The following is a 10,943-nucleotide window of genomic DNA, read 5'->3' as shown; positions in this document are numbered from 1 at the left end:
TCATGCCTCCAGGTCGTCGGCGACGGCGCGCAGCACCTTGGCGAGCTGGGCTCCCTGCGCGGCATCCGGGTACCGGCCACGGCGCAGCGAGCCGCCGACCTTGTCCATGACCTTGATGAGGTCCTCGATCACGACCCCCAGGTCCTCGGCCGGGCGGCGCTGGGCCTTCGCCACGGACGGCGCAGGGTCGAGCAGCTTGATCGCGAGCGCCTGCGGGCCGCGCCGCCCGTCGGCCACGCCGAACTCGACCCGGGCACCGGGCTTGGGGGCCGCGCCGTCGGGCAGGGCGGAAGCGTGCAGGAAGACCTCGTCGCCCTCATCGCTCGCGATGAAGCCGAACCCTCGTTCGGTGTCGAACCACTTGACCTTGCCGGTGGGCACGTGAACCTCGTTTGTGCTCGTGGGAATCAGAACTCCCAGGTTACCGGGACAGAGCCCTCACAGTCGCATCCACCGGGCCGCGCCCCGACGAGCGCGCCCGGGTGAGTTCCGGCGGCGGGGAGTTCTCCCCATGGAAGGGGGCTGCGGCCTGCCTGCGGCCTCCACTAGCCTTCGGGCGACTGCCGACGCACCGCGCCGGTCGAGCCGCCACCGACCCAGAGGGTTCCCCATGACCACGCCGCCCACCTTCCCCCCTGCCGACCCCTCGGGGGCGTGGCAGCAGCATGCCGGTGGCGCGGCCCTCGGGCAGGCCCCGGTCGCGACCGTCGGGCCCTCCCGCCTGCGCACCGGCCTCGTGCTCGGCGGTGCGGCGACCGCGGCTCTCGTCCTGGTCGGCGGAGGCGTGTTCGCCTACAGCGCGCTCGACGGCGGTGGGGCCCAGCCCGAGGCGGCCCTCCCGGACACCGCGTTCGCCTACGTCCGCGTCGACCTCGACCCGTCGGCCACGCAGAAGGTCAACCTGCTGCGCCTCGCGAACAGGTTCCCGGACCTCGCGGCGGACCTCGACGTCGACCTGGGCGACGACGCCGACCTCCGCAAGCTCGTCGTCGACGCGATCGCGAAGAGCGGGACGTGCGAGATCGACTACGCGACCGACGTCGAACCGTGGATCGGCCAGCGTGCCGCGATCGCCGTGCTGCCGCCCGTCGAGGGCGCGACCGGGGACGCAGGATCCGCGCCCGAGCCCGTGGTCGCCCTCCAGGTGAACGACGAGGGCGCCGCACGGGCGGCCATCGAGTCCGGCCTGGGCTGCGGCGACGGCGCGAAGCCCGCACAGGTCGCGTTCGCCGACGGGTACGCCCTGATCACCTCCGAGAAGGTCGTGGCCGCCGACGTGGCGGCAGCCGCGAAGAAGGCGTCGTTGGCCGACGCCCCGCTCTTCGCCGCCGACATGAAGGCGCTCGGCGACCCCGGGCTGATCTCCTACTGGGCGGACGTCGAGGGCGCGATCGCCGCGCTCGAGGGGCAGGAGGGCGCCGACGAGCTCGACGCGGCCGTCACCCAGGGCCTCCGCTCGGTCGCCGGTGCGGCGCGGGCGGGCGCCGACCACCTGGAGATCGCGATCGCCGTCGGCGCCGACGACAAGGTCCTCGCGCCGATGGAGGGGGCGGGGACCTCGCTCCTCACGGGGCTGCCGGACAGCACCCTGTTCGCCTCGTCCGCGACGATCGACCCCGCCTCGGTCGACCAGCTCTGGGAGCAGCTGAGCACGCTCGCCGACGCGTACGGGTCGAGCGGACTGGGGAGCCTGGGCTCCGGGGACGACCTGCTCGGCGACGACTGGACCCTGTCCTCGCACGAGGTCCGCACGGCAGGCACGCTCGCCACCGCCACCGAGGCCGAGTGCGCGGCACTGCTCGCGCTGCCCGAGAACGCGTTGGACGCGTCGGACTGGGGCCTCACGCCCGAGGAGCTGGCCGAGGTCACCCGGAGCTACGACGAGTCGTTCATGGCGGGCTGCACCGGGGACTACTCGGCGCTCGACGAAGGCCTCGACGCCTACCAGAGCACCGAGGAGGCAGACCTCTTCGGTGACGACCGGTCGACCGGCAGCGCGACCGACGACCTCCTGCCGAGCGGCCTCGGCTTCCAGGAGACGGTCGACGAGCTCGAGAAGACCTACGACCTGCGACTGCCCGAGGACCTCAAGACCCTGCTCGGCGAGCAGGTCGTGATCGCGCTCGACTCCGCCGGGCTCGACGACGTCTCGTCCGTGACCGGTCTGGCCGACGTCGACCTCGGCGCGCGCACGATCGGCGACAAGGCCGCGCTCGAGGACCTCCTCGGCCGCATCGACGCGATCCTCGTGGACGCCGGCGCGGAGAAGCTCACGAGCGCGACCACGAAGGACGGGCTCGTCGTCGCCTCGAACGAGGCGTACGCCGCACGGCTCGCCCAGGACGGGACGCTCGGCACCGTGGGCGCCTTCCGGACCGTCGTGCCCGACGCGAAGGGCGCAGCCAACGCGGCCTACCTCGACGTCGACGCGCTCGAGTCGGTCGCCCGCGCGAACATCGACGCGACGGGCGGCGACGACTCGTGGATCGCGTACGTCGAGCCGCTGCGAGCCGTCGGCGTCTCCAGCCGGGTCGTGGACGGCCACAGCCTCACGAGCCTGCGCGTCAGCTTCGACTGAGCATCTCGTCCGTGCGGAGGTCGCGCGGGGCGGGAGAACTCCCGACCCGCGTAACATCGGACGGATGGCCTCAACGCCTCCGGCTCAGCGCCGGACCTTCCCCGAGGCTCTTCGCTCCCGCAGCGACGAGCACCTCGTCGCGCTGCTGCTGCAGCGCCCTGACCTGGCCACTCCTTCGCCGTCGACGCTGCGCTCGCTCGCAGCACGCGCCACCAGCCGTACCAGCCTGGACCGGGCGACCGCCCGGCTCGACGCCCTCGAGCTCCAGGTCCTCGAGTCCGTCCTCGTCCTCGGGGACCAGCCCCCTCCGCGGACGCCGACGTCCCGCCCAGCACCCACCCGACCCACGCGCGGCGCCCCTGGCGACGACGGGGCCGTGACGGTCGACCGCGTCCTCGACGCGCTCGGCGCGAGCGACGCGGACGCCCCGGTCGTCCGGGCCGCGCTCGCGCACCTCGAAGAGGCTGCGCTGCTGTGGGACCGCGACCCGTCGCCGCGCACCGACCTCGCGGTCGCGCCGGGCCTGTCCGAGGTCCTCGGCCCCTACCCGGCGGGGCTCGGCCCCACCGACCCGTCGTCACCGCTCGCTGCTCGTCCGGCCGACTCCCTCACCCCGACCGGTAGCCCGGCCTGCATCGGGACGACCGCCCTCGACGACCTCCTCGCGGACGCGCCACCCGGTGCACGCAGCATCCTCGACGCCCTCACCTGGGGGCCGCCCGTGGGCGTCGCGCCGCGCGCCGACCCCGTGGGCCGGGAGGCGACGACGTGGCTCCTGCGACAGCGTCTCCTGCTCGCGTCCGACGAGCGGCACGTCGTCCTGCCCCGCGAGGTCGCCCTCGCCCTGCGCGAGGGCCGCACGCACGCCCGGCCGCTCGCCCACCCGCCCGAGCCCGACGCCCCGCACTTCGCCGAGGACACCATCGCCGCAGAGGCCGCTCGCGCGGCGCAGGACGCGGTCCGGCTCGTCGCCCACCTCCTCGCGCTGTGGCAGGCCTCTCCGCCGAGCGTCCTGCGCGCGGGCGGCCTGGGCGTGCGGGACCTCCGGCGCCTCGCGACGACCCTCGAGGTCGAGGAGCCGTCGGCCGCGTTCGTCGCCGAGCTCGCGCTCGCCGCAGGTCTCGTGGTCGACGACGGCGAAGACCCTCCCTCGTTCACCGTCACGGTCGCGGGCGAGGACTGGCTCGACCTTCCCCTGGCAGCCCGCTGGGCGCTGCTCGCCGCGGCCTGGGCGGGCTCGGGCCGGACGCCGTGGACCGTCGGCAGCCGCGACGAGCGGGGCACGCTGCGCGCCGCGCTCGAACCCGACCTCACCAGGCCGTGGGTGCCGCGCCTGCGCTCCGACCTGCTGTCCGCGCTCGCCGACCGCCCCGGGACGGCCCTGACCTCGGGCGACCTCCTGGAGGTCCTGCGCTGGGGGTCGCCCCGGTCGGTCCCTCCGCTCCAGGCGATCGAGGGCCTGCTCCACGAGGCCCACCTCCTGGGGGTCACGGGGGTCGGGGCGCTCGCCCCCACGGGCCGCGCGCTCCTGCGGCCCGACGGCGCCGCACCCGTCGCGCGCACGAACGCCCCCGCGGAGTCGAGCAGGTCGGGCGCGCCCGTGCTCACGTCCTCGGAGGCGGCGCTCGCGGCCGCACTCGAGTCGGTCCTGCCGCCCGAGGTCGACGAGCTCCTGCTCCAGGGCGACCTCACGGGCATCGTCCCGGGCCGACCGAGCACCGCGCTCGAACGGCTTCTGGAGGACGCCGCCGAGGTCGAGTCGCGCGGGGCTGCGATCACGGTCCGCTTCACCCCCGAGTCACTGACCCGTGCGTTCGACGCTGGCCGCACCGCGGACGACCTGCTGGCCGACCTCGCGGGCCACTCGCGGGCGTCGCTCCCCCAACCCCTCGACTACCTGGTCCGCGACACCGCTCGCCGGCACGGGCGGCTGCGGGTCGGGAGCGCGTCGAGCTACGTGCGCGCGGAGGACGCCGCGCTCCTGACGGGCCTCGTGGAGGACCCGTCGCTGCGTCACCTGTCGTTGTTCCGCATCGCACCCACCGTGCTGGTCTCGCTCGTCCCCGCGGCGACGCTCCAGGCCGCGCTGCGCGACCGCGGCCTCGCCTCGACCGTCGAGGGACCCGACGGGCGGGTCGTGCGCACCGAGCGGCTCCGCACCACGGTCCGTTCCCGCGTGGGCGGGCGCCGCCCGCTGGACACGGCCACCCGGGGGCGCTCCGCCGTCGGGCCGGCGGTGCACCAGGAGGACGCCGCGGCCCGGCGCGAGCGGTACGCCGAGCTCGTCCCCCGTCTGCGCGCGGCCGACGACGCGGCGCTCGCCGCTCCTCCCACGACGACGACCCGTGAGGACGTCGCGCCCGAACCTCGCGGAACAACCGAACCCCCCGCGGCGTTGGGACTCCTGCGCGACGCGATCGACGCGGGCGACCACGTGGTCCTCGAGACGATCGACCCCACCGGTCAGCCGACCCGGCGCCGCGTCAAGCCCCTCGTCCTGGAGGGCGGCCGCCTGCGCGCCCTCGACCCCGCGCGCGACGCCGAGCTGACCGTCGCCGTCCATCGCATCGCGGGCGTCTTCACCGACGCCCCCGCCCCCACCCAGGACGCGTCGACCGACGCGACCACGAACGCGTCGGCGGGGGCGCCGAACGACTAGCCCGCACCACCCGCGTCACGACACGGCGCACCACCCGGAAGGACGCCCATGGCCGACGGCCCCCTGATCGTGCAGAGCGACAAGACCTTGCTGCTCGAGGTCGACCACCCCCGCTCGGGCGACGCCCGACGGGCGATCGCCCCCTTCGCCGAGCTCGAGCGCGCCCCCGAGCACGTCCACACCTACCGGCTCACGCCGCTCGGGCTGTGGAACGCGCGCGCCGCGGGGCACGACGCCGAGCAGGTCGTCAACGTGCTGCTCGAGTACAGCCGCTACCCCGTGCCGCACGCGCTGCTCGTCGACGTCGCGGAGACCATGGCGCGCTATGGGCGGCTCCAGCTGGTCGCGCACCCGACGCACGGGCTCGTGCTCCAGGCGACGGACAAGGCCGTGCTAGCAGAGGTCCTCAAGTCCAAGCGGACCGCGGGTCTGGTGGGCGACCGGCTCGGGGACGACTCGGTGGTCGTGCACCCGTCCGAGCGCGGGCACCTCAAGCAGGTGCTGCTCAAGCTCGGCTGGCCCGCCGAGGACCTCGCGGGGTACGTCGACGGCGAGAAGCACCCGATCGACCTGTCGCCGACCGACCCGGCGCACGAGGACAAGCCCTGGGCCATGCGGCCCTACCAGCAGCAGGCCGTCGAGGGGTTCTGGCACGGGGGCAGCGGCGTCGTCGTGCTCCCTTGTGGCGCGGGCAAGACGATCGTCGGCGCCGGGGCCATGGCGAAGTCCGGGACGACGACCCTGATCCTCGTGACGAACACGGTGAGCGCGCGCCAGTGGCGCGACGAGCTCGTGCGGCGCACGACGCTCACCGAGGACGAGATCGGCGAGTACTCGGGCGCCCGCAAGGAGATCAAGCCCGTCACCATCGCGACCTATCAGGTGCTCACGACCAAGCGGAAGGGTGTCTACACGCACCTCGAGCTGCTCGACGCGCGCGACTGGGGCCTCGTGGTCTACGACGAGGTCCACCTGCTGCCCGCACCGATCTTCCGCATGACCGCGGACCTCCAGGCGCGCCGCCGCCTCGGACTGACCGCGACGCTCGTGCGCGAGGACGGGCGCGAGGACGAGGTCTTCAGCCTCATCGGGCCCAAGCGGTACGACGCGCCCTGGAAGGACATCGAGGCCCAGGGGTACATCGCGCCCGCGGACTGCGTCGAGGTGCGCCTCACGCTGTCCGACCGTGACCGCATGGCGTACGCGACCGCCGAGCCCGAGGACAAGTACCGGCTCGCTGCCACCGCGGCGGGCAAGAACCGCGTCGTCGAGCAGATCGCGGCCGCGCACCCCGACGACCAGGTCCTCGTGATCGGCCAGTACCTCGACCAGCTCGAGGAGCTCGGCGACCACCTCGACGCGCCCGTCATCACGGGGGCCACGACGGTGCGCGAGCGCCAGCGGCTGTTCGAGGCGTTCCGTTCCGGGGAGATCTCGCGGCTCGTCGTGAGCAAGGTCGCGAACTTCTCGATCGACCTGCCCGAGGCGTCGGTCGCGATCCAGGTGTCGGGGTCGTTCGGGTCCCGCCAGGAGGAGGCGCAGCGCCTGGGTCGCATCATGCGGCCCAAGCAGGACGGCCGCACCGCGCACTTCTACGCCGTGGTCTCGCGCGACACCGTCGACCAGGACTTCGCGGCGCACCGCCAGCGCTTCCTGGCGGAGCAGGGCTACGCGTACCGCATCGTCGACGCCGAGGACCTGGGCGTCGTGCAGTAGAGGGAGGGGGTGTATTCTCTGCGGAGCGGCACCAGGTGTCGTCGCTCCGCAGAGAACACACCCCCTCCCTTGCGCCCGCCTGACGGTCCACCCCGGGCCGTTCGTCCCCCCCTACCCCGTCGGGGTTCCGACGCGACGCGCTCCCGACGCGAAGCCGAGCCACGTGTGCCGGTTGCCCGCCCAGCACCAACCGACCTTGGGTGCGCCGCGTCGCTCCTTGCCGTCGCGACCGGTGCCGTTCGAGATCCACACTGCGGGCGTCCGCGCGTCGAGACGTCCCTCGTCCTTGCGCAGCCGCGAGCCGATCGTCATGTAGCAGTGGTTGCGCTCGACGACGTCGGGTGTCTGGAGCGCCCAGTGGATCCCTTCGCCGAGAACGAGCGGCGTGCGGTCGCGTCGCTCGAACTCGGGCAGCGCCTCGTCGGGGGACCAGTTCGCCAGGTCGTCGCCGCGGTCGACGTCGGTCACGACGTACAGCGGGCCCTCCGGGAGCACGAGCCCCTCGATCGGCTCGAAGCGGTCGACGTCCTCCATGTCGACGACGACGAAGCCCTCCTTGTCCCCGAGCCTCGTGAGCGGCGCGAGGACGGACGGCGGGGCGAGGCGGGGATGCACGGCGAGCAGCCCGCCGTCGGGCGCATCGTGCGCAAGGTGCCCGACGGCGTCGCGCACCTCGTCCGCCGACAGCCCGGCGAGAGCATGGACGCCGAGCGCGATCAGCCGCTCGGCCTGGTCGACGAGCGGCGGTAGGGCAGCCCCCGGGCGCGGTGCCGTCGCCGGCGCTGCCAGCGGGGCCGCAGCTCGTGCGGGCGTCGTGGTCGTCGTGGTCGTCATGGGTTCCTCTCGTCGACGTCGTCCCTCTAACATGGTACGCCGTACGAACATTCCCAGCGGACGGTCCGTGGCGCCACCCCCGCGCCTCGAACCATCACGTCGGGTGAAATGCCCCTGCTGTCCCGTTTCACGATTGCGACACCCGCACCCGTGGGAAAGGATCACGAGGTGGCCTCGTCGTCCGTTCCCCCCGCACTCCCCCGCCCGGCGCACCGTGCGCGTCTTTCCGTCCTCCGCGGCGTCCTGTCGCTCGGGATCGCCGGCGCGCTCACCCTGACCGGCCTCGGCTCCACCGCGACCGCCGAGCAGCCGCTCAACCTCCCGGGCAGGATCACCGACCCCGCCGGGGTGCTCGGGGACCGGACCGACGAGATCGAGAAGGCGATGGACCGGCTGGAGGACGACACCCCGTACCAGCTCTTCGTCGTCTACGTCGACACGTTCGACGGGCAGGACGCGCAGACCTGGGCCACCTCGACGGCCAACCTGTCCGGCCTGGGCCGGGACGACGTCCTGCTGGCCGTCGCGACCACGGACCGCCGGTACGACCTGTCGGCCGACCACAACATCGGACTGTCCGAAGCCTCGCTCGACACGGTCCAGGAGGCGATCGAGGACCAGCTCAGGCAGGACGACTGGGCGGGGGCCGCGGTCGCCGCAGCGGACTCCCTGCACGCCGAGGCGACGGGCTCGTCGTCCTCGGGCGTCTCGGGCTGGCTCGTGGCCCTCGTGGTCGGCCTGCTCGCGATCGCAGGCTGCTTCGTGGTCCGCGCGATCCTGAGCAAGCGCCGCGGGACGGCCGCGAGGCCCGGCGGACCGGACGAGGCCGACGAGCTCGCCCAGCTCCCGACCGACGAGCTGGACCGGCGGGCCAGCTCGGCCCTCGTCGCGATCGACGACGCCGTCAAGACGTCCGAGCAGGAGCTCGGCTTCGCGCAGGCCCAGTTCGGCCTCGAGGCGACGCAGGAGTTCCAGGTCGCGCTCGAGAAGGGCAAGCAGAAGGTGTCCCAGGCCTTCGCGCTGCGCCAGCAGCTCGACGACGACACCCCGGAGGCCGAGCCCCAGGCCCGCACGATGATGGCGCAGATCATCGCGCTGTGCACCGAGGTGAGCCGTTCGCTCGACACCGAGTCCGCCCAGTTCGACGAGCTGCGCGACCTGCAGTCCCGAGCCCCCGAGGTCCTCGACACGGTCGAACGTCGCGCGGGCGAGGTCGAGGCCCGCGTCGCTCCGGCCCGCAGCACGCTCGCCGCGCTCTCCGCGACCTACCCCGAGGCAGCGCTCGCCTCCGTCTCGGCGAACCCCCAGCAGGCCCTCCAGCTCGTCGCAGGCGCCCGCGAGGCGATCGCCGCCGGGCGGTCGGCACTCGAGGGCAAGGACCGGGCGTCCGCCGTCGCGCACGCCCGCGCCGCCGAGAACGCCGTCGGGCAGGCCATGATCCTCCTCGACGCGATCGACTCCGCGGGCGAGGTCCTCGCGCAGGCGGGCCAGCGCCTCGACGTCGCGGTCGCGTCGATCACCGCGGACATCGCCGACGCCGCCCGCCTCGCACCGGCCGACCCGACCGTGTCGGCGCGCGCCACCGAGGCGCAGTCCGCAGTGGCCGAGGCACAGACCGCGCGCAGCGGTGGCGACCCCATCGCGGCCCTGCGCCGGCTCACCGACGCCGAGGCCGCGATCGACGCCGCACTGGCTCCGTTCCGCGCGAGCGCCGAGCAGGCCGCACGCGCCGCGGCGCTCCTGCGCGACACCATCGGGCGCGTCGACTCCCAGATCCGCGCGACGAACGACTTCATCGAGACCCGGCGCGGCGCCGTCGGGCCCGAAGCCCGCACGCGGCTCTCCGAGGCGATCCGCCACCTCGGCGAGGCCCGTGCCCTCCAGCCCTCCGACCCCGTGCGCGCGCTCGCCACGGCCCAGCAGGCCGACGCGCTGGCCCAGGCCGCGGCACAGCTCGCGCAGCGCGACGCGTCCGCGTGGGAGTCGCAGCAGAACGACGCGGGGATGTTCGGCGGCGGCTCTGGAGGCGGCGGCAACAACGTCGGCGGCATGGTCCTGGGCGGCATCCTCCTCGACCAGATCCTGCGCGGCGGGGGCGGCGGACGCCGGTCGGGAGGCGGGTTCGGCGGCGGCTACGGCGGAGGCGGGTTCGGGGGCGGTGGCTTCGGCGGGTCGTCGGGCCGCTCGTCGCGGGGCTCGTCGGGCGGGAGGTCCTCGGGCGGCCGCTCGAGCAGAGGAGGACGGTTCTAGGTCGGACGGCACGGCAAGCACGAGCATCGCGCACCCCATCCACGAGCAGGAAGGCACGACCGATGGCAGAGAAGCAGAGCATCTTCGGACGCATCACCCAGCTGGCCAAGGCGAACATCAACTCGCTCCTCGACGGCGCCGAGGACCCGCAGAAGATGCTGGACCAGCTCGTCCGCGACTACACCAACAGCATCGCCGACGCCGAGCAGGCCGTCGCGCAGACCATCGGCAACCTCCGGCTCGCCGAGCAGGACTACAACGAGGACGTCGCGGCAGTGCGCGAGTGGGGCGACAAGGCCGCCGCCGCGTCCGCGCAGGCCGACCGTTTCCGCTCGTCGGGCGACACCGCGGGCGCCGACAAGTTCGACAACCTCGCCAAGGTCGCGCTCCAGCGGCAGATCTCCGCCGAGGGCGAGGTCCGCCAGGCCGAGCCGCTCATCGCGTCGCAGCGCGAGACCGTCGAGAAGCTCAAGACCGGCCTCGCGCAGATGAAGGGCAAGCTGGGCGAGCTCAAGTCCAAGCGTGACTCCCTCGTCGCCCGCCAGAAGTCCGCCGAGGCGCAGCAGACCGTCCAGGGCGCGATCAGCTCGATCAACGTCCTCGACCCCACGAGCGAGGTGTCGCGCTTCGAGGAGAAGGTGCGTCGCGAGGAGGCCAAGGCGCTCGGCCAGGCCGAGGTCGCCGCGTCCTCGCTCGACGCCCAGTTCGAGGAGCTCGAGGCGTCAGGGGCGAACATCGAGGTAGAGGCGCGGCTCGCGGCGCTCAAGAGCGGCGGCGCCTCCCCGGCCCCGCAGATCACGCCCACGACCGTGACGTCGATCGAGGCCGGCACGCAGGACGCCCCGTCCGGGGGCTGGTAGGCCCCGGCCCCGACCGACGGGGGGGGGGGGGGGGGGGGGGGGGGGG

Annotated in this window: 7 protein-coding genes; 5 read left to right on the top strand and 2 right to left on the bottom strand. The window is 74.1% G+C overall.

Going from position 1 to position 10,943, the window contains the following annotated elements; all coding sequences use genetic code 11:
* A complete protein-coding gene (locus tag H9652_RS11000; protein ID WP_030144143.1) occupies positions 1-381 on the bottom strand; it encodes a cold-shock protein in 381 nt (126 codons plus the stop codon).
* Between the two features lie 229 nt (positions 382-610).
* Here H9652_RS11000 and H9652_RS10995 point away from each other — a divergent pair, with 229 nt between their 5' ends.
* From H9652_RS10995 to H9652_RS10985, 3 genes are all read left to right on the top strand, one after another.
* Positions 611-2,578: a DUF3352 domain-containing protein gene (locus H9652_RS10995; RefSeq protein WP_191796276.1), complete on the top strand. Its 1,968-nt coding sequence runs from the start codon at positions 611-613 to the stop codon at positions 2,576-2,578.
* 64 nt (positions 2,579-2,642) lie between these two features.
* Positions 2,643-5,237: a helicase-associated domain-containing protein gene (locus tag H9652_RS10990; protein WP_191796275.1), complete on the top strand. Its 2,595-nt coding sequence runs from the start codon at positions 2,643-2,645 to the stop codon at positions 5,235-5,237.
* Positions 5,238-5,285: 48 nt separating this feature from the next.
* On the top strand, positions 5,286-6,953 hold the full coding sequence (locus tag H9652_RS10985) for a DNA repair helicase XPB (RefSeq protein ID WP_138822945.1): 1,668 nt from the start codon (positions 5,286-5,288) through the stop codon (positions 6,951-6,953).
* Between the two features lie 111 nt (positions 6,954-7,064).
* Here H9652_RS10985 and H9652_RS10980 read toward each other — a convergent pair whose 3' ends face one another.
* A complete protein-coding gene (locus H9652_RS10980) occupies positions 7,065-7,787 on the bottom strand; it encodes a DUF5701 family protein (protein ID WP_225228082.1) in 723 nt (240 codons plus the stop codon).
* Between the two features lie 168 nt (positions 7,788-7,955).
* On the opposite strand from H9652_RS10980, the gene H9652_RS10975 reads away from it, so the two are divergent.
* Both H9652_RS10975 and H9652_RS10970 read left to right on the top strand, forming a co-directional pair.
* Entirely contained in the window at positions 7,956-10,037 is a 2,082-nt protein-coding gene (locus H9652_RS10975; protein ID WP_318244118.1) for a TPM domain-containing protein, read from the top strand.
* A 62-nt stretch (positions 10,038-10,099) separates the two neighbouring features.
* Complete coding sequence (locus H9652_RS10970) at positions 10,100-10,897, top strand: PspA/IM30 family protein (protein ID WP_191796273.1); 798 nt, start codon at positions 10,100-10,102, stop codon at positions 10,895-10,897.
* The last annotated feature ends 46 nt before the right edge of the window (positions 10,898-10,943 follow it).

It is taken from the genome of Oerskovia rustica, from assembly GCF_014836555.1.
Classification (GTDB): domain Bacteria; phylum Actinomycetota; class Actinomycetes; order Actinomycetales; family Cellulomonadaceae; genus Oerskovia; species Oerskovia rustica.
The sequence above is the reverse complement of the archived record's forward strand: the minus strand, read 5'-3'. Positions and strand labels throughout refer to the sequence as shown.

What these genes read in the sequence shown, in the direction of transcription:
- H9652_RS10995 (WP_191796276.1), top strand. Translation starts at nt 611, where the DNA reads ATGACCACGCCGCCCACCTTCCCCCCTGCCGACCCCTCGGGGGCGTGG.
- H9652_RS10990 (WP_191796275.1), top strand. Translation starts at nt 2,643, where the DNA reads ATGGCCTCAACGCCTCCGGCTCAGCGCCGGACCTTCCCCGAGGCTCTT.
- H9652_RS10985 (WP_138822945.1), top strand. Translation starts at nt 5,286, where the DNA reads ATGGCCGACGGCCCCCTGATCGTGCAGAGCGACAAGACCTTGCTGCTC.
- H9652_RS10980 (WP_225228082.1), bottom strand. Translation starts at nt 7,787, where the DNA reads ATGACGACCACGACGACCACGACGCCCGCACGAGCTGCGGCCCCGCTG.
- H9652_RS10970 (WP_191796273.1), top strand. Translation starts at nt 10,100, where the DNA reads ATGGCAGAGAAGCAGAGCATCTTCGGACGCATCACCCAGCTGGCCAAG.